The organism is Pseudarthrobacter sp. lyk4-40-TYG-27 (assembly GCF_030209295.1).
Lineage (GTDB): Bacteria > Actinomycetota > Actinomycetes > Actinomycetales > Micrococcaceae > Arthrobacter.
In genome coordinates this window covers 20735-44868 of the sequence record NZ_JARVSH010000013.1, presented here as the reverse complement: position 1 = coordinate 44868, position 24134 = coordinate 20735, and the positions used below count along the sequence as shown (strand labels likewise).

Below are 24134 nucleotides of genomic sequence, written 5' to 3'. Positions count from 1 at the left end.
CATGGCCTCATGACTTTGCGGCAGCGCGCGGGTACCCAGGATGTCCCTACGACGGCCCAGCGGCTCAGGCGGGCAGCGAACCTCCTCAACGGGAGTACTGTCGCGGGCCTCGCCGTCGCCCTCGCCGCGGGGACCCGGCTAAGCCGCGGCCCGCGTGGCATGGTCCTGGCCGCCGGGTACCGTTGGCGGCTTCCGGCCGCCCGCGCCTTCACGGTGGGGAACGTGGTGCTGTACCGCGGTCCGGCCGCCGACCTGTTGTCCCGGCCTGCGGTGCTGGGCCATGAGGAGCGGCACTGCAGCCAGTACGCCTGGTGCCTCGGCCTGCCGTTCATTCCCTTATACCTGGCCGCGGCCGGGTGGTCCGTGCTGCGGAGCGGAAATCCGGGAACAGCGAATATTTTCGAACGCAGGGCAGGCCTGGCCGCCGGCGGCTACCCGGTTCCGGCGGGGAGCGCGGTCCTGTGAACGCCGCGGAGCGGGCCTCCACAGATGCCGGCACTGTGACCGTCACCGGGAGCGGGTGGGCGGAGGCGGTCCCTGACCTGGTGACGGTGTCCGTGGCGGTGGAGTGCCGCGCGCCGTCCGTGGCGGACGCGTATGCGGCGGCCGGCCAGGGCCTTGCCGCCGTGGCCGCGGCCCTCCGGGGACACGGCGTTGCCCCTGCCGACCTGCGGACGGGCGGCCTGTCAGTGCGGGCAGACCTCGCGTGGCGGGACGGCGAAGGGCAGAAACTCGTGGGCTACGTTGCGGTCGGCAGCCTTGCTGTCAGGCTGCGGGACGTCGGCAACGCACCGGGGGCCATCTCCGCCGCCGTTGAGTCGGGCGGTGACGACGTCCGGCTGGAGAGCCTGCAGCTGGTCCTCTCCGATGACTCAGCCACCCGTGCACAGGCCAGGGAGGCTGCCTGGCAGGACGCGCTCCGCGCAGCCGCCCAGTTCGCGTCGCTCGCCTCGGCCACACTGGGCCGGGTCTTGTCCGTGACCGACCTCCGGGCGGCTCCCGGCCCGGCACCGGCCGCCGGCCTGCAACGGGCCTCCGCCGTTGAGGGGCTGCCCCTTGAGTCCGGCCGGAACCGGGTGGAGGCAGGCGTGACGGTCACGTGGGAGCTGCTGCACTAGCCGGCGTTGGCTGGGAGAAGCCCTGAGGCAGCGCGCCGCCCTTGACTTCCGTTCGAACATGTCTTCGAATGGAGGCCATGAGATGGGAAGCACAGGCTTTGGTTCCGACCCCCGAAACTGCCAGTGGGGCTGCTCCGGCATTGCTGCCGCTGGCCGGCCTGGTCCGGTCCGTCACCACTCCCGAGTTCGCCGGCATCACGTTCCATGAGGTCACCGCAAAATCGGTGCTCAACAGGGTCCCGGCGGGATCCAGGATGCCTTTCGAATGGACGGTGAACCCCTACCGGGGTTGCAGCCACGCCTGCGTGTACTGCTTTGCCAGGAAGTCCCACACGTATTTGGATTTCGACGCCGGCATGGACTTCGACAACCAGGTGGTGGTTAAGGTCAACGCGGCGGAAGTCCTGCGCAAGGAAGTGAACAAGGCGTCCTGGACGCGCCAGCAGGTGGCGCTTGGCACCAACACCGACCCCTATCAGCGGGCCGAGGGACGGTACCGCCTCATGCCGGGCATTATCTCCGCCCTGGCGGACTCCGGCACTCCCCTGTCCATCCTCACCAAGGGCACGTTGCTGGCGCGGGACATTCCCCTGTTGAAAAGTGCCGCCACCCAGGTGCCGGTAGGCCTGGGAATCTCGCTGGCCATGACCGATGAGGCCCTTTCGGAAGCCATCGAGCCCGGCACACCCGGGCCCAGGGCGCGGCTGAGGCTGGTGTCCCGGCTGCGCGAAGCCGGGCTCCCGTGTGGGGTGATGGCCATGCCCATCCTGCCGTGGCTTTCCGACAGTGACGAAGCCCTGGATGCTCTCTTCGGCTCCTTGGCGGCCGCGGGCGCAACGGGAGTCACCGCGGGTGCCCTGTACCTGAAGCCCGGGACCAGGGAGTGGTTCATGAAGTGGATCGCAGCCCACCACCCCGAACTGGCGGGACGCTACCGGCGGCTGTACGGGACGGGGTCCTACGCTTCCAAGGAGTACCGCACCTGGCTGGCCGCCAAGGTCCGGTACTTCAAGGCACGCCACGGTTTCTCGCATTCCTCCGGCTTCAGCCACCGGGACCTGGACGATCCCCGCGCCGAGGAAGCGCAGTACCCCCGCCGGCAGCATCCCCGCCCCGGCTACAGAGGGCACCGCGGGGGTTCCCGCCCGGCCCTCGCAGCAGGACGCCCTCTTCTAGCAGGTCCTGTGGTGGCGGTCCCGTGTCAGAGGCCCTGGTTCAGCGGGCCTGGTTCAGAGTGCCTGGTTCAGAGTGCCTGGTTCAGCGGGGATGCCACCGAGTCCAGCAAAGCCCGGACGATCGGAAAATCAGCAGGGATCCACGGCAGGCCCAGGACCGCGTCCCGGTCCCGGAGGTCCAGCCACCGCAGTTCGTCATGGTCTTCAAGGGGCCGCGGCTCGCCGTCGCTGACCTCCGCGAACCAGACCCGCATGCTGGCCCGTTCGTTCAGCGGCCAGCCACCGGGATCCTCCGCCGGCAGTTCGGGTCCCAGCCGGACACCGATTCCGAGTTCCTCTGACAGTTCCCGCACCAGCGCGGCCTCGGGCTCCTCGCCGGGTTCAACCTTGCCGCCCGGGAACTCCCACAGACCGGCCAGGTGCTCCGGCGCACTTCGCCTGGCGACCAGCAGGGCCGCCGGGTCCGCCAGCTCGTCCACGATGGCTCCGCCCACAACCTGAATCAGTCCAGTCATTCGGCCATTCTATGGTCCACAATGGAATGTCCCGGAACAGCATTCCGGCTCAGGGAATAGGTCCTGGCCGCCAAGGGTTTGCGACTCTGTCCGGACGTTCCTGCCCCACTGCCGTGGCATCCGGTCTTTTCCACCCATCTTTGAGAAGCAGGCACATGAGCAGCGTTCTTTCCCAGTCCACGGCAACACCCGCCAAAACCCCGAACCTTGGGATGGCCATTTTTGCGCTGGCCATGGGCGGGGTAGGCATCGGTGTGACCGAGTTCACCATGATGGGCCTGTTGAAGGAGGTGGAGCAGGGACTGGCGATCAGCACTCCCCAGGCCGGCTACCTGATCTCCGCCTACGCCCTGGGCGTCGTGGTCGGCGCCCCGCTGCTTGCCGTCGTCGGGGCCAAGCTACCCCGCAAATACCTGGCGCTCGGGCTCCTGCTTTTCTTTACGGTTGCCAACCTCAGTTCGTTCATCGCACCTGACTACGGGTCCATGCTCGTCTCGAGGTTCGCTGCGGGCCTGCCGCACGGGGCGTTCTTTGGCGTGGCCGCCGTGATAGCCGCCTCCCTGGTCCCGCCGACGCGGCGCGGCTGGGCCATCTCCATGGTGATGGCCGGCCTCAGCATCTCCAACGTCGTCGGAGTACCCTTTGCCACCTGGCTGGGCCAGGCCTTCGGCTGGCGGCTGCTGTTCGTCCTGGTGGGGTGCATCGGGCTGCTGGCACTGGTGCTCGTCTGGATCTTCGTGCCGTTCCAGAAGACGCACCCGGACGCGAGCATCCGGCGCGAACTCGGTGCGCTGAAACGGCTGCAGGTGTGGCTGGCGCTCCTGGTGGGGATTGTTGGCTTCGGCGGCTTCTTCGCAACCTATACCTACATCGCCCACACCATGACCAACGTGGCCGGAATCCCCTCCACGCTGATCCCGCTGGTGGTGGCCTTGTACGGACTGGGTATGGTGGCCGGGAACCTCATCGGCGGCAGGCTGGCCGACAAGTCGGTGATGGGCACCCTCTACCGCGTCCTGCCCGCGATTGCAGTTGCCCTGGTGCTCTACGCCGTGGCAGCACACTGGGCATGGAGCGCCCTGGTCATGGTGTTCGTGGTGGGGGCCGCCGGTTCCATGCTGGTCCCCGCCCTGCAAACCCGGCTGCTGGATGCTTCACCGGATGCGCCGTCCCTGGCCTCCTCGCTCAACCACGCCGCGCTCAACGTTGCCAACGCCCTGGGGGCCTTTCTCGGCGGCCTCGTCATTTCCCTCGGGTGGGGCTTCGTAGCCCCGGCGCTCGTGGGCGCCGTACTCGCCGTCCTCGGGTTCGGCGTCGCGCTGCTCAGTGGCGTGCTGGAGCGCAAGCGTCCGCTGGCAGCCTGATCCCGCCCGCGACCCACCATCGCCGCGGTACCGCCATGTACAGCCAGGGAGCTTCCTCGTCGCCGGTTCTTCGCTGCTGGACAGTGCAGGATCCCGCTGTGGCCCCACCCGGTCCATACCGTACCGGGACGCCCCTAACGATGCAGCAACGGCGCAGGTTCGGCTACTGACTTTGCGGGGCCCTTATGTTAGCTTGAGGCTCATCGGGACTATTTTTCCCGGTCACAATAAGGAGGAGACATGGGTTTTCTTGCTTGGATTATTTTGGGCCTGATTGTCGGGGCCATCGTTAAGGCCGTTATGCCCGGACGGGTCGGCGGCGGCTGGGTCACCAGCCTCATCCTCGGTGTTGTTGGTGCCATTGTTGGCGGCTGGATTGGCAGCCTCCTTTTCGCCAAGGGCGACATGGGCTTCTTCGACCTCGGCACGTGGATTCTCGCTATCGTCGGTGGCCTCATTGTCGCCGGCATCTACGGATTCGTCACCGGACGCGGAAAAGCCACCCGCGCGCCCTGACCACTCCGTCACCACATAACCACCGGGCCCCGGATATCCGGGGCCTTTCTTTTTGCCCGGCCGCTTCTTCCCCGGCCACTCCTTCGTCGGCGGCGCCCTCCTGGCTGGCCGCCGGCAACTTATTCCGGAACTGCCCCATCCCGGCGTTGGGACCTGGCGCTGGCGTAGAGGCAGACGGTGGCCGCAGTACCGAGGTTCAGGCTCTCCGCCGCCCCGTAGACGGGGACAGCCACCCGGTGGTCGGCCAGGGCAAGTTCTTCCTCCGACAACCCCTGCGCCTCGTTGCCGAAGAACCAGGCTGTGGGCCCGGCCAGGTCGTACACGGAATCCGGGCCCTTTCCGGTGAGCCTGCGGCGGGCGCTCTCGTCTTGGAGGACATCCAGGTCCAACTGTCCGTAGCCGTCCGCAGCGAGGATGCCGATGCCGCGGGCCTTGCACGCAGCCGCGAGTTCGGCCGGGTCGGCAGCCAGGACAACGGGCAGGTGGAACAGGGAACCGGCCGTAGAGCGGACTGCCTTGGGGTTGTAGATATCGACGCTGGACGCAGTGAACACCACGGCGTCGGCCCCGGCGGAATCGGCGGCGCGGAGCACTGTTCCGGCGTTACCGGGATCCCTGACCTGGCAGAGCACGGCTACCAGGCGTGGTCCGGCGTCGAGCACGTCCGCCAGGGAGACGTCCACGAAGCGGCAGACGGCCACGATTCCCTGCGGATTGACCGTGTCAGCCATGGCCGACAGGACTTCATCGGTGGCCAGCCGTGCCGTGGTCCCCTCGGCAAGCTCCTCGAACTCGGGAAAACGGTCCAGGCAGCTTTCGCTTGCGTAGACGTCCGTGACGATGCCCGGGGCTCCGGCCGCAAGGCGCTGCTGGTGGAGCTTGAGTGCCTCGCGCACTGCCTGCGGCCCCTCAGCAAGGAACTGGCCACGCTTTAAACGGGCCGGGCGCCCTGCAAGCTTTGCCACGTCCCTGACCCGATCGGCTCGGGGGTTGGACAATGGAAAATCTTGCGGGCGCCCGGTGTCGTTCATACAAGAAACTGTAGTAGCTGCTGCCACCAGTTCTTGAACCGGCCCCTCAGGGAGGAGCACTGCGCGGCCTCTAGGCTGCGGCGACCTTCTTGGCGGAGGTGTCAGCCGGCAGGGAGTCCTTGGCCACCTGGACCAGTGCGGCAAATGCGTTGGCGTCCGAGACGGCGAGCTCGGCCAGCATGCGGCGGTCAACCTCGACCTCAGCGGCCTTCAGGCCCTGGATCAGTCGGTTGTAGGTGAGGCCGTTGGCGCGGGACGCAGCGTTGATGCGCTGGATCCACAGGCGGCGGAAGTCGCCCTTCTTCTTCTTGCGGTCACCGTAGCTGTACACAAACGAGTGCAGCAGCTGCTCTTTGGCCTTGCGGTACAGGCGCGAACGCTGTCCGCGGTAACCCTTTGCCCGCTCAAGGACAACCCGGCGCTTCTTGTGGGCGTTTACCGCCCTCTTCACACGTGCCACGTGCGTACTCCTTCGAAAATCTGATCCCAAGCATCTGTTGCCGGAAATCCGGCGGCCTGAGAAGGCTGTTTGGCAGAAGACGAACCGCCAGGGGGCGGCCCATCAATAAACTTGGAAACTAGATGCCGAGCATCTTCCGGATGACCTTGGCATCGCCCTTGAAGACGATCTTGTCGCCGGCGAGGCGGCGGGTCAGGCGGCTGGACTTGTGCTCCAGGTAGTGGCGGCGGTTGGCCTGCTGGCGGCGCAGCTTGCCGCTGCCGGTCAGCTTGAAGCGCTTCTTAGCACCACTGTGGGTCTTCATCTTCGGCATGGGAACCGATCTCCTTACGTGTCTGCGGGCCCTGGGGCCGGCAGTTCTATCGCGCAGCCGCCCCTGCGGGCAGCATGCTGGTTGCTGACTGCCGGAGGGCGGAACCTCCGGCAGCTGTGAACTAGTTGGTCTTCTTACCCGCCGGCTTGGGCACTGCCTTGGGGGCAGGGCGGGCAGCAGGCTTCGGTGCAGCAGGCCTGGCCACCGGCTTCGGCGGTGCAGGCACGGCGGCGGGCTTCGGCGCCGCTGCCGCCGGCTTGGCGGCGGTCGCGGGCTTCGGTGCTGCGGCAGCCTTCGGAGCCTCCTGCTTCGGAGCCTCCTGCTTGGGTGCAGCAGCCTTGGGCGCGGCGGCCTTAGGTGCTTCCTGCCGGGGAGCCGGGGCAGCCTTGGGAGCTTCCTCCTTGGCGGCTTCCTGCTCGGGAGCCGGTGCAGCAGGCGCCTCGGCAGCGGGAGTTTCCTCCGGAGCCGTCTCCGGTTCGGTGGAAACGGTGAAGCCTTCCGGCAGGAGGTCAGCCAGTGACTGGGTCATGGGCGCCTGGTCCGTGCCGGACGTGTCCACACGGCCGGAGGCCTTGGCTTCGTTCTGTGCCTTCGCCTCGGCGCGCTGGGTGGCGCGACGGGCTTCAGCCTTTGCCTCGGCCTTGTTCTTCAGCGGACCGACAACCATGACCATGTTCCGGCCATCGATGCGGGGGCTGGACTCCACCACGCCAACTTCGGCGACGTCGTCCGCGAAGCGCTGGAGCAGGCGGATGCCCATTTCGGGGCGCTGCTGCTCGCGACCGCGGAACTGGATCATGGCCTTGACCTTGTCCCCGGCGCCGAGGAAGCGAAGGGCGTGGCCCCGCTTGGTCTCGTAGTCGTGGGTGTCGATCTTGAGGCGGAAGCGGATTTCCTTCAGAACGGTGTTCGTCTGGTTCTTCCGGGCCTCACGTGCCTTGACCGCGGCTTCGTACTTGTACTTGCCGAAATCCATCAGCTTGCACACCGGAGGCTTCGCCTGAGGTGCAACTTCAACGAGATCAAGGTCGGATTCGGCAGCCAGGCGCAGGGCATCCTCAATACGGACGATTCCTACCTGTTCACCTGCAGGTCCGACCAGCCGCACCTCGGGGACGCGGATACGCTCATTGATTCTTGGCTCGCTAATGTTAAAGCTCCTGTGTTTGTTGTTGTGTCCGGCAAATAGAGAAGGCCCCCAATTGCCGGAGCAATCGAAGGCCTCAAACAGGTTGGCGAAGCCGTCCCGAAAACGGGAAGCACGCGCACAGTTCCGGTTGTTACCGGTTCCATGCCCAACCAGGTACCCGGCAACCTTTCGTCCCCTGGCGGTTCGCAAGGAACCTGGGAAACAGCGGCTGACGCGGGTGGGAGAGAACTCCGCTTGCAAACTGGATGCCATTCTACAGAAAAAATTCCCGCCAACGCCGCGAAGCGCTGCTGGGAACCCCATCGTTTGGAACGATCTCTGAAATAACGACATCCAGTCGGTCTGTGTCAAGCTTACCAGTATGAGCACCTCAGACAGTAATTCGTACGTTTTCGAGCCCGCTGACGCAGGCGCGGACGTTTCACAGCAGATCCGCGACATCTCGGAGGTCCCCGCCATCGAGGTCATCACCACGGCCGCCGTGCACCTCATGAGCGCCGCCGCCGTGAAGCTGGGCCTCGCCGCTGAAGACAACGCAGCCGAACTCAAGGACCTGGACGAAGCCCGGAAACTGATCACCGCCCTTGCCGGCCTGGTTACCGCGGCCGCCCCGGAAATCGGCTCCCAGCACGCCGGACCGTTGCGCGATGGCCTCCGCTCCCTCCAGCTCGCCTTCCGTGAGGAGTCCCTGATTCCCGATGCTCCGGGCAAGGGCCCGGGCGAAAAGTACACCGGGGCCGTGAACTAACGCCGGACTCCCCCACGCAGCGCCCGACGGCGGGACGACCATCCGAGGTCGTCCCGCCGTCGTCGTTTCCCCGGGAACATGGCCCGCGGCTCGTCCACGCGGGCGGGGAGCAACCGTTGGAAGCGGGTTCAGGCGGCGGCCCTGCGCCGGCGCAGCTGCAGGGCCAGCCCCACCAGGCACAGCAGCACACCCGCACCCCCGACCGAGACGAAGCCGCCGGAGGGGCCCATCAGGTCGATGAAGATGCCGGCGAGCGGTGAACCGAGCGCAACCCCGGCGGTGAGGGCCGAGCCGTACCAGCCCATCGCCTCCCCGCGCCGCTCCTCCGGGACCAGGTCCGCCACCTTCTCGGAGGCCGCCGAGAGCACCGGGGCGCACAGCAAGCCGGGCAGGACGGAGACGAAAGCGAGCGTCCAGGTGTCGTGGGCGAGTGCCATGGGCAGCGTCAGGGCCGCCATGCCCAGCAGCAGGATGACGGGCGGGACGGGCCTGTGCATGGCGCCGTAGATGATGCCGCCCACCACTGAGGCGGCACACCAGAAGACGAAGACGATGCCGATTTCGCTCTGGTGTCCACCGATCTCCAAGGCGGCAACAATGCCAACGTCGGTGCCGCTCAGGACCATGCCGGCGCCGGCGGCGACCGCGAAGAGGGCCGCCACTGTGGCGGTGAACCAGGAGAAGCCGCCCGCCGGCCTTCCCCTCGAGCCCTCTTGCGGTGCAGCGGCACCCGCGGGCGCCAGTTCCGCGGCGGCTTCCTGGACATGGGCCGGGGCGGTGGAGACGACGGCGGCCTCCGCCGCGTGCTGCTCGTCAGCTTCGCGTCCCATTCCCGGGTCCGCACTGCGGGTGGGCGGGTTGAACCACATGAGGAACAGTCCGGCCAGTGACGTCGCTATGCCCACGACGGTCAAGCCTGCGGTGGTGAACCCGCTGGTGGCCACGACGGCGCCCGCGGCCGGGCCGATCATGAACACCATTTCGGTGGTGATGGCGTCCAGGGCAAAGGCCGTGCGGCGCTGGTCGCCTTGGGCCAGGACGCCCAAGGACTGCCGGACGACGCTGAAGATGGGCAGTGTGAGCAGGCCGCCGACGAAGACGAGCGGCAGGAGCCACTGGTAGGACACATGGGGCACCACGGACCAGATGATGGTCTCCGAGATCACCGACGGAATAAGCGCCGTCCGCAGGCCCACGGTGTCAACGCGCCGGCCACGCCACGGGGCGCCAAGGGCAATGCCAATGGTCATCACCGCCGCGGCGGCGCCGGCCGCCGCGTAGCCCTGGCCCAGGGTCAGGACGATATGCAGGGTGAGCAGGACTCCGGCAGCCGAGTGCGGGATCCGGGCAACCATGCCCACCAGCAGCAGCCGCCGGATGGGCCGGACGGCGAGCAACTCCCGGTAGAGAGCGAAATTCACGAAGCGATCCTTAGGGTCCGCCCCGGCGCGGGCGGGGTTCACCCATCCGGCCGGCAGCTAGTCGGGAGCGCGCCTGAGCTTGATCTCCAGGGAATCGACGCGCTCCCCAAACAATACATTCCGGGACCACTCGGCCTGCAGGCCGGCCACCAGTTCCTGGACCCCGGCGGCGTCCAACCCGTCCTCAAGGTAGAGCACCACCTGGAGTTCGGGTCCGGCGCCGCCGCCGGGAACCACGGTGCCGTCGGCAGCAGTGGCGGACACTCCCCTGCCAGGGAGGAGTTCGATACCGCGCACCGCGGGAAACCCGGAGGAGGCGCGGCCAAGTTCGGCGGCAAGCTCACCGTCCTCGTAGGAAGGGACCCAGTGGTGCTGCTTGGCCAGGGCCCAGACGGCCGGGCGGCGGACCACGAAGGTGAAGCCGGCCCCCGGGTCCAGGACCAGGAGTTCGGCACCCTCAGCGACGGCAGAGAGCGCGGCGCGGGCCGCGTACACGGCAACCGGCCGGGCCTCGGGGTGCCAGGCGGAGAGCGCGGCTGCAGAGGTGAATGCCGGGAGCGCGATCCGGCCGTCGGCGGCCTTCAGCGTGACCAGGGCCATGTCCGCCTGCTTGTCGGCGTGCAGCCCGTGGTCCGTTTCCGCTTCCTCAGCAAGCTGCGCCACGATGGGGATGAAGACCCGTGCCGTTGCCAGCGCCGCCACCACCCCGGCCTCGCTGCCGCTCCCCTGCCGGAGCGCCGCAACAGCGGTGAGGTAGCCGGCGTCGGCCGTGCCGTCGTCGTCCTCGAAGTTGTGGATCTTGCCGTCTTCACCGGCGAGGCTGCGCCCGGCCCATGGCCGGCCCGCGGAGTCCGCCGGCCCGCCGGCCCCGGCGAGGGCTGCGGCGATATGTCCTGGCAGATGGCGGGCTGGGGGATGTCCCGGTTCCTGGGCGCTGGGCATTGGCTGGACCTTCCCGGCGCCTAGCGCCGGCCGGCGACGTCGAGGGCTTCGGGCAGCGTGAAGGCCCCGGCGTACAGGGCCTTGCCCACGATGGCGCCTTCCACGCCCAGCGGCACCAGCGAGCGGAGGACCTTGAGGTCATCGAGGCTGGAGATGCCGCCGGAGGCGACCACGGGTTTGCCGGTCTTCTCCACCATCTGGCGCAGGAGTTCAACGTTGGGTCCCTGCAGGGTGCCGTCCTTGGTCACGTCGGTCACCACATAGCGGGAGCACCCGGCCTCCTCGAGGCGGCCCAGCACGTCCCAGAGGTCCCCGCCTTCCTTGGTCCAGCCCCGGCCGGCCAGGGTGGTGCCCCGGACGTCAAGGCCGACGGCGATCTTGTCGCCGAAGCGTTCGATGGCCCGCGCGGTCCACTCCGGATTCTCCAGCGCAGCGGTGCCCAGGTTGACCCGGGCCACGCCCAGGTCCAGGGCCGCTTCGAGGGTCTCGTCGTCGCGCAGGCCGCCGGAAAGCTCCACCTTGATGTCCAGGCGGCCCACCACGTCGCGGAGCAGGTCCGCGTTGGAACCGCGCCCGAACGCCGCATCCAGGTCCACCAGGTGCACCCACTCGGCCCCCTGCTGCTGCCAGTTCAGTGCCGCGTCCAAGGGCGTGCCGTAGCTGGTTTCGCTGCCGGCTTCCCCCTGGACCAGCCGGACGGCCTGCCCGTTGACGACATCGACGGCAGGCAGCAGTTCAAGGACCGGCAGGTCATGTGCGGTGGTCATACTCATCCTCAGTGTTGGTTCTTCGGGACAGGGGCTGGGGCGTCGACGCCGGCATGGTCGCCGGCGGCCGGCGGGGTCAGCTGGCGGGCAGCGTGAGCAAATAGGCGGCCAGCAGCGACATGGCGGCCAGGACGTAGAAGGACACCTGCGTCCAGAGCGGCTTGTGCTGCTGACGGAACGAGATGCCGCCGCCAATCAGGATGCCGGCGAGGCCCATCAGGAGTACGGACCACATCTACGCGCCACTGCCGGCTTCGGCCGGGGAGGTGCCATGGCCGGCGTCGCCGGTGGTGGGCTTGCGGAGGCCTTCCACCCAGTTGCGCAGGAGCCGGGCGCCGGCGTCGCCGGACTTTTCGGGGTGGAACTGCGTCGCGCAGAGCGGCCCGTTCTCCACGGCGGCAATGAAGGGGCCGCCGTGCTCGGACCAGGTGACCAGCGGTGGCGCCATCCGCGGCTGGATCACCTCAAAGTTCCACTCCTGCACGCCGTAGGAATGCACGAAGTAGAACCGTTCGTTTTCGACGCCGGCGAACAGCTTGGATCCCTCGGGCACCTTGACGGTGTTCCAGCCCATGTGCGGGACAACTTCGGCGCGCAATGCCTCCACCTTGCCAGGCCATTCACCGATGCCCTCGGCTTCCGTGCCATGTTCCACACCGGCCTCGAAGAGGACCTGCAAACCCACGCAGATGCCCAGCACGGGGCGTCCGCCTGCGACGCGCCTGCCGATGAGGCGGATGCCGTCCACGGCCTTGAGTTCGCGCATCACGGTCTCGAATGCGCCGACGCCGGGCACCACCAGGCCGTCGGCGTTGAGCACATCGTCCGGTTTGGCGCTGAGGATCACTTCCGCACCGGCGCGCTCCAGGGCGCGCACGGCCGAGCGGACGTTCCCGGACCCGTAGTCGAGCACCGTCACGGTCGGCTTGCCCTCGGGCGACGGGAGCTTCTGTGAGGCGGTGGGATCGATGATCGCACCGTCCTTGAGGACCTGCCCGCTCACAGCGCACCCTTGGTGGAGGGGATGCCTTCAACCCGGGGATCGGGTTCGACGGCGGCGCGGAGCGCGCGGGCGAAGGCCTTGAACTGCGCCTCCACGATGTGGTGCGGGTCCCGGCCGGCCAGGACGTTCATGTGCAGGCAGATGCCGGCGTGCAGCGTGATGGCCTCAAAGACGTGGCGGGTCAGGGAGCCGGTGAAGTGGCCGCCTATCAAGTGGTACTCCTGGCCAGCGGGCTCGCCGCCGTGGACCAGGTAGGGGCGGCCGGAGACGTCCACCACCGCGTTGGCGAGGGCTTCGTCCAGCGGCACGGTGGCCTCGCCGAACCTGCGGATCCCGGCTTTGTTTCCCAACGCGGTCCGCAGGACCTCGCCGAACGTGATGGCGACATCCTCCACGGTGTGGTGGACGTCGATGTGGGTGTCGCCGGTGGCTTTGACGGTCATGTCGATCAGCGAGTGCTTGCACAGGGCGGTCAGCATGTGGTCGTAGAACGGCACCGAGGTGTCGATGTTGGACACACCCGTTCCGTCGAGGTTGATCTCCACGAGGACGGAGGACTCGCTGGTGGCGCGCTCCATGCGGGCGGTCCGGGCCGCAGCAGTATTCGAACCGGTTGAACTCATGGTGAAGGATCCTTAGTGGGAGAAGGAGTGGTTCAGGGCGCCCAGCGCCGCTGTATCAAGTCTAGGCGGGAAGCGCGGCGTGGCCCGCAAGGATGCGCTCCAGGGACGTGAGGAAGGCCGTGGTTTCCGGCTCGGTACCGGCCGTGACCCGCAGGTGCCCGGGAATTCCCACGTCGCGGATCAGCACGCCCGCGTCCAGCAGTTCCTGCCAGACCTGGTGCGGGTTCTCCAGGCCGCCGAAGAACACGTAGTTGGAGTCGGACGCGGCAGGCTTGAGGCCCATCCTGGTCAGCTCAGCCACAATGCGGTCGCGCTGCTGCTTGATGTCCTGCACATCGGCCATGAGCGCTTCGCGGTGCTGCAGGGCTGCCAGGGCGGTTGCCTGGGTGATCGCGGACAGGTGGTACGGAAGGCGCACCAGGCGCAGGGCATCGGTGACCTCCGGGGCCGCGGCCATGTAGCCGAGGCGTGCGCCGGCGAGTGCGAAGGCCTTGCTCATGGTGCGGGAGACAATCAGCCGCTCCCTGCCGGGCAACAGGGTCAGGGCGCTGGGCGTGCCGTCGTGGGCGAATTCGTGGTACGCCTCGTCCACGATGACGATGGTCTGGCTTGGAGCACCGGCCTCGTAGACAGCCTCGACGACGTCCAGTCCCAGGCCGGTGCCGGTGGGATTGTTCGGCGAGCAGAGGAACACGATGTTCGGCTGCAGCTCCCTGACCTGCCGGGCAGCGGATTCTGCGCTGAGGTCGTAGCCCTCGGCCCGGACACCGGTGATGTATTCGGTGTCGGTGCCGCTCGCCAGCAGCGGGTACATGGAGTACGTGGGCGGGAAGCCCAGGGCGGTGCGGCCCGGGCCGCCGAACGCCTGGAGGATTTGCTGCAGGACCTCGTTGGAGCCGTTGGCGGCCCACAGGTTCGTTTCGTCGAGGCCGTGGCCAAGGTACTCGGCCAGGGCCTTGCGGAGCTCGGTGAACTCCCGGTCCGGGTAGCGGTTCAGGCCGGCGGCGGCCTCCGTCACGGCGGCGCTGATGGCGGCACGCACGTCCGCCGGGACGCCATGGGTGTTCTCGTTGACGTTCAGGAGAATGGGGACGTCCAGTTGGGGCGCCCCGTAGGGAGTCAGCCCGCGAAGGTTGCTGCGGAGGGGTAGCCGGTTCAGGCGTTCTAGCTGGTCGTTCACCTGAACAGTTTAGTTGCCGTGGCAACTACCGGAAAATATGACACTTTTGGCCTGCCTCGGAAACGCCCGGACGAAGAGCTGGCGGCAGCCTCCGGGGGACGCGCACCCGCAGTCACCAGGCCGCGGCGCCAGGCTGCCGCTCCGCGGTAGCCGCTCAAGAAGGGGTCAGTGGCTGGGGACGAAGAGCTGCTGCCCGGGCAGGACCGCGCCGGCGGACAGGTTGTTGAGCTGGACGATGTCGGCCACGACGTCCCGTGCATCCCGGTTCGGGGCCACGGCGCCGGCGATGGACCACAGGGACTGGCCGGGCTGGACCGTGACTGTCACCGTGGGCGTCACGGCGAGGTCCGCGGCGGAATCGGAGGCCTTGGCCGGGGAGTGGAAAAGTCCCGCCAAGGAGAGCAGCAGGACCGCGAGGAGAATCAGCGGCACTCCCACCAGGACGATCCGCCCCCGCCGGGTCAACCGAAGCGGCGCCGGTGATGGCGCAGTTCCGGCACTGATCCGCCCGCTGCCGGACGAGTGGCGCTCCCCGGCCAGGAACTCCGGACGGGATATGTGGGAAAGAGTTAAAGCTGACATGAACTGAGCCCTCCTGGACCTGCCGTGCTGCCCGGGTGTCCGCCGCTGCCGTCCTGCCTGCCGTGCCGGAATACCAATCTCTTCCGGCCAGGTCTTCGAACAGGCCATGCAATGGTTAGAACACATATTCGAACTTTGCTTACTAAGTTTTAGCACCTATCAACGAACAATGTCGAGACTCGCTAGAACAAATGTTTGAAAAAGCAATGTGGCTGGCCTAGCTTGGAAACCAAGAACAACCACCACTGAAGTTGAACAGCAGGGTCTGACAATGACAGCGGTGACCCTTCACGCAACGCCGGCCTACGGCGTGGGGCGGAAGATCCGGCGGCAAGCGAAAGGCATTGGCGAACATGGCAGCAGCAGCCGCCGGGGGCAGGACGGCCCCGCAACCAAAGAGGACTCCGAAGGGGCTTACCCCGCGGCAGAAGAAGATCCTCGAGACCATCCAGCGGTCCGTCAATGACAACGGCTACCCGCCCTCGATGCGCGAGATCGGCGACACGGTGGGCCTTGCGAGCTTGTCCAGCGTGACCCATCAGCTGTCCCAGCTGGAGAAGCTGGGCTACCTCCGGCGCGACCCGAAGCGGCCGCGGGCCATGGAGGTGCTCATGCCCCTCACGCTTGACGGCGGCGGCGGGAAGCCGATTGCCGCCTCAGCGCCGCAGACACCCGGCGCCACCGTAACGGAGCTGCCTACCGCGCTGGACACCGCCATGGTTCCGCTCGTGGGCCGGATTGCCGCCGGCGGTCCCATCCTCGCCGAGCAGCTCGTCGAGGATGTCATGCCGCTCCCCCGCCAACTTGTGGGCCAGGGTGAACTGTTCATGCTCAAAGTGGCCGGGGACTCCATGGTGGACGCCGCCATCTGCGACGGAGACTGGGTCGTGGTGCGCCGCCAGGCGGACGCCGTCAACGGTGATATCGTCGCTGCCCTGCTCGATGACGAAGCAACCGTCAAGACCTTCCGCCAGCGGGACGGCCACACCTGGCTGCTCCCGCAGAACACGCAGTACGAACCCATCCTGGGCGACCACGCGACCATCATGGGCAAAGTGGTTTCGGTGCTGCGGTCCCTCTGACACCGCCTGTCACCTCCGGCCGCGGCAGGCCTCTATTCAGAGGCCTCCGCGCCGAGCCTGGTGAGTGCGGCCAGCGCCTTGCTGCGGTCCGTAGTGGACCAGAAAGGCGGCAGCGCGGCCCGCAGGAAGCCCGCATAACGTTCGGTTGCCAGCCGCGAATCCAGCACCGCCACCACTCCTTTGTCGCCGGTTGACCGGATCAGCCGCCCGGCGCCCTGCGCCAGCCGGATGGCCGCGTGGGTAGCCGACACCGACATGAAACCGTTGCCACCGGCCTGGGCCACGGCCCGCGACCGAGCTGTCATGAGGGGATCGTCCGGCCGGGGGAAGGGAATCCGGTCGATCACCACGAGCCGGCACGACCCGCCCGGAACGTCCACCCCCTGCCACAGGGACATAGTCCCGAAGAGGCAGGTATCCGGTTCGTCCGCGAACTGCTTGACCAGGGCGGTCATGGTTGACTCGCCCTGGCAGAGCACGGTCATATCGAGCTTGGGCCGCAGGGCATCGGCGGCCTCCTCCGCAGCCCGACGCGAGGAAAAGAGGCAAAGAGCCCCGCCACCGGATGCTTTGATGAGCGCCTCGAGCTCCTCCAGGGCTTCCGGCGAAACACCCCGGCCCGGTTTGGGCAGGTGTCCCGCCACGTAGAGGATGCCCTGTTTGGGGTAGTCGAAGGGTGAGCCGACATCCACCCCCGTCCAGCTGGGAGCTCCGTCGCCTATCAGTCCCAGCCCGCCCGCTGCCGGTTCGAACGCGGACCCGATGGCCAGGGTGGCAGAGGTCAGCACAACAGTGTGGCCGGCGAAGAGTCCTTCCCTCAGCCGCCCGGCAACGGACAGCGGCGCGATGTTGACCAGCACCGGCGCATTCTCGTCAGGCTGGGAGTAGCCCTGGCCGGGGTCGAAGGTGCTCGCGCGCGAGAACCAGACCACTTCGCGGTTCTCCCGGGCAGCCAGCAGCCGTTCGCATAATTCAAGGATCAGCATGAGGCGGGACCGGGCGAGCTGCCGCCCGCCGTCGGCCGTGGTGTTGCTGTCCCCCTTGGAATCGGACAGCGCCGCGCGGCAGGCCTCACGCAGCTGGTCCACGCAGTTCAGCTGTTCGTCGTTCAGGCCGTTGGGCAGCAGGCCGTTCGGGGCCCCGGCGAGGGCCAGCTCAAGGTTGGCGGCCGCAGCGTTCAGGGCGTCAACGGTGATGGCCGTGTGTTTGCGGGCACCTGATGCGGCGGCGTGCACCATGGCGACGGACAACTGCCCGGAGACGGCCCCGGTGACGCGGTCCTGCAGTTCATGCGCCTCGTCCACTACCACGACGTCATATTCGGGCAGCACGGCGAGCCCCTCGAAGGCGCTGACGGCGAGCATGGCGTGGTTGGTCACCACGACGTCTGCCTCGGCCGCGTCCTGCCGCGCCAGTTCACTGAAGCACTCAGCGGCCATGGGACATTTTTGCGCCCCCAGGCATTCCATGGAGGTCACGGACACCTGCCGCCATGCACGGTCGGTCACGCCGGGAAGGAGCTCGTCACGGTCGCCGGTGGCGGTCTTCTCGGCCCACTCCCGCAGCCGCACCACTTCCTTGCCCAGCTGGGAGGCGGGACCGCCCACAGAGGCGGCGAAGTGCGGCACGCTGGTGTCCTCGCCCAGGGAGAACAGCTGGCCCTCCGAAGGCTCTTCGGAAGGGAACCCGCCCTCCACCTTGTGGCGGCAGACGTAGTTGGACCGCCCCTTGACCAGGGCCACTTTGACGGGCCGATCCAGGGCCGGGGTGATGTTCTTCAGGAGCCGGGGCAGGTCCCTGCCCACGATCTGGGTTTGCAGGGCCAGCGTGGCCGTGGACACCAGGGCGGGCTTATTGCTTTCCAACGCGTGGGCAATGAGCGGTACCAGGTAGGCCAGGGACTTGCCGGTCCCGGTGCCGGCCTGGACCAGGAGATGGTTGCCCGAACTGATGGCCCGGGCCACCTGGCGGGCCATTTCGTGTTGTCCGGTGCGGCTTTGTCCGCCCATGCCGGCGACGGCGCGGTCGAGCAGTTCAAGGACGAACTGCTCGCCGGCCGCCTGCGCAGCTTCCCCGGCCGCGAGGTCAGTCATTGAGGGCGAAGGGTTCCAGCTCGGATGCCAGGCCCTCGCGGACCATCACCACGGCCCTGGTACCTTCCTCAACGTGGTCGAGGTGGATGATTTCGGCGTCGGATTCGTGCAGCTTGCTGAGCAGGTCGCCCCGGTCGTACGGAATGAGCAGTTCAAGCTTCACGCTGGGCCTCGGGATGGCGTCGCTGATGGCCTTCAGCAGCTCGGCAATACCCTCACCCGTCCGGGCCGAGACCACCACATGGCGTGGTTCGCGCTGCTTCAGCCGCTCGATCACGAAGGGATCGGCGGCATCGGCCTTGTTCAGCACGATGATCTCAGGCACCTTGCGGGCGTCAACTTCGCTGAAGACCTTCCGGACCGCGGCGATCTGGCCCTCGGGATCGGGGTGCGAGGCGTCCACTACGTGCAGGATCAGGTCCGAATCGGCCACCTCTTCGAGTGTGGAGCGGAAGGCCTCCACCAGCTGGGTGGGCAGCGAGCGGACGAAGCCCACGGTGTCGGCCAGGGTGTAACCCAGGCCGTCAGCGGTTTCGGCCTTGCGGACGGTGGGATCCAGGGTGGCGAACAAGGCGTTCTCCACCAGGACGCCGGCGTCGGTGAGCCTGTTGAGCAGGGAGGATTTCCCCGCGTTGGTGTACCCGGCAATGGCCACCGACGGTACCTCGTTACGACGGCGGTTGGCCCGCTTGGTTTCCCGCGCCGGCTTCATCGCGGCGATCTCGCGCCGAAGCTTGGCCATGCGCGTACGGATCCGGCGCCGGTCCAGTTCGATCTTGGTTTCACCGGGGCCGCGCGAGCCCATGCCGGCGGCGGCGCCACCCACTTGGCCGCCTGCCTGGCGGGACATCGATTCGCCCCAGCCGCGGAGTCGGGGAAGCAGGTATTCCAGCTGTGCCAGCTCCACTTGGGCCTTGCCCTCGCGGCTCTTGGCGTGCTGGGCGAAGATGTCCAGGATCAGGGCCGTACGGTCGATCACCTTGACCTTGACGATGTCTTCGAGGCCACGACGCTGCGAGGGTGCGAGCTCGGCGTCCACCACCACGGTGTCCGCACCGGTGGACATGACGATGTCCTTCAGTTCGAGCGCCTTGCCCGAGCCCAGGAACGTTCCGGGATCCGGCTTGGCCCTCCGCTGTACCAGCCCGTCGAGGACCTCGGAGCCGGCCGTCTCGGCGAGGGCGGCAAGCTCGCGCAGCGAATTTTCGGCGTCGGCCAGTGTTCCGTCGGACCAGAGCCCTGCCAGGACCACGCGTTCCAGGCGGAGCTGGCGGTATTCGACCTCGGTGACGTCTTCGAGTTCGGTGGACAACCCTGCCCTGCGGCGCAGGGCCCTGCGTTCCTCGAGGTCCTGCTGGTCGCCGTCGTACGTTGAATGTTCTTCGTCGAGGCGGGATATGGCCTGGGCCTTGCCGAGCACAGCTTTTCCGGTGCCGCTGCCGTCGCCGCTGGGCGTGCTGACTTTCCGGGCCGGTACGTCCTTGGCGAGGATCCGGTCGATGACAGCCTGGATTTCCTCGGGACTCATGTCCTGGGCGGCTGGATCGGACCCGGTGTTTGGCTGGCTGGTCATGGTCTCCTTTGAAGATTCGGCATTTCCAGAATAGTGCCGATTAGTTGGAAGGTGGGAAGAATTCGCGCTGGGCTGACGGCCTGCGGTCATGCAGTCCTCCTGATGGTGGGGCCGCCGGCGGCGGTGCCGGGGCCGGGATGCCGCGTTGCAGGGGCGGCTGGGCGGGCGAGGCCGGAGAATTGCAGGAAGCGCAGCAGAAGGCTGACGTTCGAGTACTGTCCGGCGGCCGGGCCTGGACGGAATGGTCCGGTCCGGTGCACAAGCGGAAGGCATGGGAACCTGCGTCGCTGTGGGACGGGCTGCCTCTGCTGGGCAGCGGCAGGAACGGGCGGGGCCCGTACCGGCTACTCGAAGATCAAGAACATGCCCACTAGCCTAACAGAGGGGCGCAGGCACAGTTTCCCATTACGCTGCAGGGGGAACTACTCTGGCCAGTTATGGAGTCCGCTCACTATTTCAGCACGTCCCCCGCCGGGCCCTTTACCCGCAAGCCCCTCACCGTGGAACTGGCCGGCGGAACGCGCAGGCTCCAGACCTCCTCGGGCATTTTCAGCCCGGACGGCATCGACAAGGGCACTGCAGTACTTCTGGCGGAGGTCCCTGCGCCGAACCCCCACGGCAACCTGTTGGACATTGGTTGCGGCTGGGGGCCGGTGGCCCTCACCATGGCTCTGCTGGCGCCCCAGTCAAGGGTCTACGCGGTGGACGTCAACGAACGGTGCATCACCCTGACCAACGAGAATGCCGAGGCGCTGGGCCTGTCCAATGTCGTTGCCAGCACGCCTGAGGCCGTAGACCCCGAAGTGCGTTTCGACACCATTTGGTCCAATCCGCCCATCAGGATCGGCAAGGAAGAACTGCATGCCCTGCTGAAGCTGTGGCTCCCCCGCCTGGCTGAGGGTGGGACGGCGTGGCTGGTGGTCCAGAAGAACCTGGGCTCGGACTCGCTGCAGCGCTGGCTGGCCGCCGAACTGGACAGCTCCTTCACCGTGACGCGCGAATCGACCGCCAAGTCCTTCCGGATCCTGAAGGTCAGGAAAGCGTCCCGCTCGCCACAATGACCGCCGGACCGCTGAGCTCAACATGCTCGTGGCCGCCGGGTCCGGCGAAGAACTTGACGCCTACAACCCCTCCGGGAACATGGACGCGCCAGACGTCGGGAGCCTCGGCACCTGCCCAGTGCCGGATGGCGACGGCGGCCGCGCAGGCGCCCGTGCCGCAGGATTGCGTCTCCCCCACACCGCGCTCATGCACGCGCATGGTCACCGATCCGACGCCGTCGTGCACAAGGGGCTCAGCCGGAACGACGAACTCCACGTTGGTTCCGTTTGCCGGGACGGGATCGACTTTCGGCGCGGTGAAAAGCCGGGTGCCGGCCAGCTCGGACAGCTCGGCGAGGGCCACCACGGTGTGCGGGTTGCCCATGCTCACGGACAAGGCCGGCCGGGGAACCTCCAGCCCGTCGGCAGCGACGAGGGAATCCATGGCCTTGGCACTGGCTTCGCCGGGAAAGATGAACTCCCAGGGGCCCATGTCCACCGCGTAGTCGTTCCCGGTACGGACCACGGTCTTTACCCCGCCGCGCGTCCCGATGGCAAGTGAACCGCCGTCGGGCAGGTCGATCAGCCCCTCGGTGCGCAGGAAGTGGACGAACACCCGGACCCCGTTTCCGCACATTTCGGACAGCGAACCGTCCGCGTTCCGGTAATCCATGAACCATTCCGCGCCGGGGGTGTCCAGCAGCAGTTCCCTGCCCTCCGTCAGGAAGCGGGAGGGCACGGCCCTGATCAGCCCGTCGGCGCCGATTCCCTGGTGCCGGTCGCACAGGGCCGCTGCCTGGTGCGCATCGAAGCTGCGGGTGCCCTCAGGATCGGCCACCAGGACGAAGTCGTTGCCCGTGCCGTGCCCCTTGGAAAAGCGGAGGCCGCCCATGGCACGAAGGGCGGATCCGGACGTTTCGACGGGGGTAGCATTCATGGTCCCAAGCGTAGCGGCGGATGCCGCTGCCGCTGAAACCGCGGCTACCTGCAGAGCAGTGCAGCCTTGCCGGCAAGTTCCGGATCCTGCCAGTCCAGCCAGGTGATGCGGGGGTCGGCACGGAACCATGTGAGCTGGCGGCGGGCAAATTGGCGGGTGGCCACAATGGTTTCCTCCGCAGCGTCCGCCACGGTTGAGGCGCCGTCGAGGACCCGCAGGAACTGTGAATAGCCGAGGGCCCGGGAGGCTGTCTTCCCGGTCCGCAGGCCTTGGGCGTCAAGCGTCCCCACTTCTGCCAGCAGGCCGGCGTCCACCATCCGGTGGACCCTGGCTGCCAGGCGCTCCCGCAGGACATCACGGTCCACGGCCAGGCCCACCTGGACAGCCGGCTGGTGGTACTCCCGGCGGGGCATGAAGGAGCTGAAGGGCCGTCCGGTGAGTTCGTGGACTTCCAGGGCGCGGATGATCCGCCGGGCATCAGAGAGCCGCTCGGCCGACACGGGATCCACCGCGCGGAGCCTTGCCAGGAGTTCTGCCGTCCCGCGTTCCGCGTATTCGGCCTCAAGCCGCGCGCGCAATGAGGCGTCCGTACCGGGGAACTCCAGTACGTCCAGGGCGGCCCGTACGTAGAGCCCCGAGCCGCCGGCGAGGATGGCCCTCTTGCCGCGGGCATGGACAGCCGCTATCACGTTGCGGGCCTGCTCCTGGAATGTGGAGACGCTCGCTTCCTGCGTGACGTCCATGACGTCCAGGAGGTGGTGCGGCACGCCCTTGCGCTCGGCCACGGAGATCTTCGCGGTGCCGATGTCCATTCCCCGGTAGAACTGCATGGCGTCGGCGTTGATGACCTCGCCGTCGAGTTCCAGGGCAAGGTTGACGGCAAGATCCGATTTGCCGGAGCCAGTGGGACCGACGACGGCGATGACGGGCGGGGCGACCACCGGTCAGCGGGTGCGCAGCGGCAGCGAAGGCATGCCCAGCGAGACACCCTTTTGTCCAGCCCCGCTCCCCGGCACCGGCGCGCCGCAGGAATCGGCCTGCGACCGGTCCCACGCGTCCCCGGCGCGCGACCTGCGCAGGCTGTAGTCCTCGGGCGTGGGGTCGGCCACCAGGTGGAAGGCAGCGGCTTCGGTGATGGTGACTGTTACGAGGTCGCCCGGCCTCGGGGCCGGCGCGCCTTCAGGAACCGAGAAATGTACCAGCCTCTGGTCCCTGGACCGGCCGGAGAGCCGGTGCGTCTCCTCAGACTTGCGCCCCGACTGGGCGGTGACCATGACCTCCAGCCGCCGGCCGAGCTGCTTCCGGTTCTCCTCCGCGGCGATCCTGTCCTGCAGTGCGGTGAGCCGTTCGAACCTTTCCTGGACCACGGCCTTGGGCAGTTGGTCCGGCAGGTCGGCGGCAGGGGTCCCCGGCCGCTTGGAGTACTGGAAGGTGAAGGCGGTGGCAAAGCGCGACTTCTCGACGACGTCGAGCGTGGCCTGGAAGTCCTCTTCCGTCTCGCCGGGGAAGCCGACGATGATGTCGGTGGAGATGGCGGCGTCCGGGATCCTGTCCCGGACCTTGTCCAGGATGCCGAGGAACTTGGTGGACCGGTAGGACCGCTTCATGGCCTTCAGGATGCTGTCCGAGCCGGACTGCAGCGGCATGTGCAGCTGGGGCATGACATTGGGTGTTTCCGCCATGGCCTCAATGACGTCGTCGGTAAACGCCGCCGGGTGCGGGCTGGTGAAACGGACCCGTTCCAGCCCGTCGATTTCGCCGCAGGCACGGAGGAGCTTGGAGAAGGCCTGGCGGTCGCCGAACTCCACTCCGTAGGAGTTGACGTTCTGGCCAAGCAGCGTGACTTCGATGGCGCCGTCGTCCACGAGGGCCTGGATTTCGGCGAGGATCTCACCCGGGCGGCGGTCCTTTTCCTTACCCCGGAGGGCCGGCACGATGCAGAACGTGCAGGTGTTGTTGCAGCCAACGGAGATGGACACCCAGCCGGAGTACACGGAGTCGCGCTTGGTGGGCAGCGTGGACGGGAACACGTCCAGGGACTCCAGGATTTCCAGCTGTGCTTCGTCGTTGTGCCGGGCCCGGTCGAGCAGGGCCGGGAGCGCACCAACATTGTGGGTGCCGAAAACGGCGTCGACCCAGGGCGCCTTCTTGAGGATGGTTTCCCGGTCCTTCTGGGCCAGGCATCCGCCCACGGCGATCTGCATCCCGGGGTTCGCCGCCTTGACGGGCGCCAGGATCCCGAGGTTTCCGTAGAGCTTGTTGTCAGCGTTTTCGCGCACCGCGCAGGTGTTGAACACCACGACGTCGGCTTGCTCGCCTTCCGCGGGAACGTACCCGGCGTCTTCAAGGAGTCCCGCCATCCGCTCCGAGTCGTGGACGTTCATCTGGCACCCGAACGTCCGCACCTGGTAGGTACGCGGCCGGGCTCCGGGCTGCGGACCCGTCCCGGGTTCAACGGAAGGGGTGGTGCCGGAATGGGGGGAAGGAATGGTCAAACTCAC

At 67.6% G+C, this 24134-nt stretch carries 25 protein-coding genes and 1 pseudogene; 8 read left to right on the top strand and 18 right to left on the bottom strand.

The genetic code is table 11. The annotated features are described in order from the left end of the window. The first annotated feature begins 9 nt into the window (after positions 1-9). The 3 genes and pseudogenes from QRM96_RS19370 to QRM96_RS19360 form a co-directional block, all read left to right on the top strand. Positions 10-465 (top strand): hypothetical protein, encoded by a 456-nt coding sequence (locus tag QRM96_RS19370; RefSeq protein ID WP_285320612.1) that lies wholly within the window; start codon positions 10-12, stop codon positions 463-465. Further along, the gene (locus tag QRM96_RS19365; RefSeq protein ID WP_285320611.1) at positions 462-1118 is read left to right on the top strand and encodes an SIMPL domain-containing protein; all 657 of its coding nucleotides are present in this window, start codon (positions 462-464) and stop codon (positions 1116-1118) included. Before QRM96_RS19370 ends, QRM96_RS19365 begins: the two co-directional genes overlap by 4 nt. A gap of 77 nt (positions 1119-1195) precedes the next feature. Beyond that, a pseudogene (locus QRM96_RS19360) lies at positions 1196-2296 on the top strand (Rv2578c family radical SAM protein); the annotation flags it as partial. Positions 2297-2361: 65 nt separating this feature from the next. On the opposite strand, the gene QRM96_RS19355 reads toward QRM96_RS19360, so the two are convergent. Next, positions 2362-2808 carry a (deoxy)nucleoside triphosphate pyrophosphohydrolase gene (locus tag QRM96_RS19355; RefSeq protein WP_018763606.1) on the bottom strand — a complete coding sequence of 149 codons (447 nt, stop codon included), beginning with the start codon at positions 2806-2808 and terminating at the stop codon, positions 2362-2364. Between the two features lie 155 nt (positions 2809-2963). Between QRM96_RS19355 and QRM96_RS19350 the strand changes: the two genes are divergently transcribed. Next, entirely contained in the window at positions 2964-4172 is a 1209-nt protein-coding gene (locus QRM96_RS19350) for an MFS transporter (RefSeq protein ID WP_018763607.1), read from the top strand. 240 nt (positions 4173-4412) lie between these two features. Continuing rightward, positions 4413-4688, top strand: a complete 276-nt coding sequence (locus QRM96_RS19345; RefSeq protein WP_018763608.1) for a GlsB/YeaQ/YmgE family stress response membrane protein — start codon at positions 4413-4415, stop codon at positions 4686-4688. A gap of 119 nt (positions 4689-4807) precedes the next feature. On the opposite strand, the gene QRM96_RS19340 is transcribed toward QRM96_RS19345, so the two are convergent. From QRM96_RS19340 to infC, 4 genes are all read right to left on the bottom strand, one after another. Continuing rightward, entirely contained in the window at positions 4808-5719 is a 912-nt protein-coding gene (locus tag QRM96_RS19340) for a TrmH family RNA methyltransferase (RefSeq protein ID WP_026265103.1), read from the bottom strand. A gap of 70 nt (positions 5720-5789) precedes the next feature. Continuing rightward, complete coding sequence (gene rplT, locus QRM96_RS19335) at positions 5790-6179, bottom strand: 50S ribosomal protein L20 (RefSeq protein ID WP_018763610.1); 390 nt, start codon at positions 6177-6179, stop codon at positions 5790-5792. Positions 6180-6297: 118 nt separating this feature from the next. Further along, positions 6298-6492, bottom strand: coding sequence for a 50S ribosomal protein L35 (rpmI, locus tag QRM96_RS19330; protein ID WP_009358635.1), 195 nt, complete (start codon positions 6490-6492; stop codon positions 6298-6300). A gap of 121 nt (positions 6493-6613) precedes the next feature. Further along, positions 6614-7627 (bottom strand): translation initiation factor IF-3, encoded by a 1014-nt coding sequence (gene infC, locus QRM96_RS19325; protein ID WP_285320629.1) that lies wholly within the window; start codon positions 7625-7627, stop codon positions 6614-6616. A gap of 376 nt (positions 7628-8003) precedes the next feature. Here infC and QRM96_RS19320 point away from each other — a divergent pair, with 376 nt between their 5' ends. After that, positions 8004-8390, top strand: a complete 387-nt coding sequence (locus tag QRM96_RS19320; protein WP_018763612.1) for a DUF1844 domain-containing protein — start codon at positions 8004-8006, stop codon at positions 8388-8390. Positions 8391-8518: 128 nt separating this feature from the next. On the opposite strand, the gene QRM96_RS19315 is transcribed toward QRM96_RS19320, so the two are convergent. The 8 genes from QRM96_RS19315 to QRM96_RS19280 all read right to left on the bottom strand — a co-directional run bounded on the left by QRM96_RS19315 (position 8519) and on the right by QRM96_RS19280 (position 14908). Then, positions 8519-9811 (bottom strand): MFS transporter, encoded by a 1293-nt coding sequence (locus tag QRM96_RS19315; RefSeq protein WP_109044889.1) that lies wholly within the window; start codon positions 9809-9811, stop codon positions 8519-8521. Positions 9812-9868: 57 nt separating this feature from the next. Further along, the gene (locus QRM96_RS19310; protein ID WP_285320610.1) at positions 9869-10753 is read right to left on the bottom strand and encodes an SseB family protein; all 885 of its coding nucleotides are present in this window, start codon (positions 10751-10753) and stop codon (positions 9869-9871) included. A 20-nt stretch (positions 10754-10773) separates the two neighbouring features. Next, positions 10774-11520 carry a bifunctional 1-(5-phosphoribosyl)-5-((5-phosphoribosylamino)methylideneamino)imidazole-4-carboxamide isomerase/phosphoribosylanthranilate isomerase PriA gene (gene priA / locus QRM96_RS19305; protein ID WP_018763615.1) on the bottom strand — a complete coding sequence of 249 codons (747 nt, stop codon included), beginning with the start codon at positions 11518-11520 and terminating at the stop codon, positions 10774-10776. 76 nt (positions 11521-11596) lie between these two features. Further along, positions 11597-11755: a CG2302 family histidine operon protein gene (locus tag QRM96_RS19300; RefSeq protein ID WP_018763616.1), complete on the bottom strand. Its 159-nt coding sequence runs from the start codon at positions 11753-11755 to the stop codon at positions 11597-11599. Next, positions 11756-12523, bottom strand: coding sequence for an imidazole glycerol phosphate synthase subunit HisH (hisH, locus tag QRM96_RS19295; protein WP_285320609.1), 768 nt, complete (start codon positions 12521-12523; stop codon positions 11756-11758). It abuts the gene before it with no gap. Further along, positions 12520-13146: an imidazoleglycerol-phosphate dehydratase HisB gene (hisB, locus tag QRM96_RS19290; protein ID WP_018763618.1), complete on the bottom strand. Its 627-nt coding sequence runs from the start codon at positions 13144-13146 to the stop codon at positions 12520-12522. The genes hisH and hisB overlap by 4 nt, the downstream gene beginning before the upstream one ends. Positions 13147-13207: 61 nt before the next feature. Beyond that, positions 13208-14326 (bottom strand): histidinol-phosphate transaminase, encoded by a 1119-nt coding sequence (locus tag QRM96_RS19285; RefSeq protein WP_018763619.1) that lies wholly within the window; start codon positions 14324-14326, stop codon positions 13208-13210. A gap of 165 nt (positions 14327-14491) precedes the next feature. Next, positions 14492-14908: a LysM peptidoglycan-binding domain-containing protein gene (locus QRM96_RS19280; protein ID WP_285320608.1), complete on the bottom strand. Its 417-nt coding sequence runs from the start codon at positions 14906-14908 to the stop codon at positions 14492-14494. 353 nt (positions 14909-15261) lie between these two features. Here QRM96_RS19280 and lexA point away from each other — a divergent pair, with 353 nt between their 5' ends. Further along, complete coding sequence (lexA, locus tag QRM96_RS19275) at positions 15262-15990, top strand: transcriptional repressor LexA (RefSeq protein ID WP_109044892.1); 729 nt, start codon at positions 15262-15264, stop codon at positions 15988-15990. Between the two features lie 32 nt (positions 15991-16022). Here lexA and QRM96_RS19270 read toward each other — a convergent pair whose 3' ends face one another. Next, complete coding sequence (locus QRM96_RS19270; protein WP_285320607.1) at positions 16023-18083, bottom strand: ATP-dependent DNA helicase; 2061 nt, start codon at positions 18081-18083, stop codon at positions 16023-16025. Further along, positions 18076-19656, bottom strand: a complete 1581-nt coding sequence (hflX, locus tag QRM96_RS19265; protein ID WP_109044894.1) for a GTPase HflX — start codon at positions 19654-19656, stop codon at positions 18076-18078. The genes QRM96_RS19270 and hflX overlap by 8 nt, the downstream gene beginning before the upstream one ends. Positions 19657-20093: 437 nt before the next feature. Here hflX and QRM96_RS19260 point away from each other — a divergent pair, with 437 nt between their 5' ends. Then, on the top strand, positions 20094-20717 hold the full coding sequence (locus QRM96_RS19260) for a class I SAM-dependent methyltransferase (protein WP_018763624.1): 624 nt from the start codon (positions 20094-20096) through the stop codon (positions 20715-20717). Here the strand turns inward: QRM96_RS19260 and dapF are convergent. From dapF to miaB, 3 genes are read right to left on the bottom strand one after another with little or no spacing between them, the layout of a single operon-like run. Next, positions 20689-21633: a diaminopimelate epimerase gene (gene dapF / locus QRM96_RS19255; RefSeq protein WP_026265106.1), complete on the bottom strand. Its 945-nt coding sequence runs from the start codon at positions 21631-21633 to the stop codon at positions 20689-20691. The two genes, QRM96_RS19260 and dapF, sit on opposite strands and share 29 nt — an antisense overlap. Before the next feature lie 44 nt (positions 21634-21677). After that, positions 21678-22574: a tRNA (adenosine(37)-N6)-dimethylallyltransferase MiaA gene (miaA, locus tag QRM96_RS19250; RefSeq protein WP_285320606.1), complete on the bottom strand. Its 897-nt coding sequence runs from the start codon at positions 22572-22574 to the stop codon at positions 21678-21680. A gap of 3 nt (positions 22575-22577) precedes the next feature. Beyond that, entirely contained in the window at positions 22578-24134 is a 1557-nt protein-coding gene (miaB, locus tag QRM96_RS19245; RefSeq protein WP_026265108.1) for a tRNA (N6-isopentenyl adenosine(37)-C2)-methylthiotransferase MiaB, read from the bottom strand.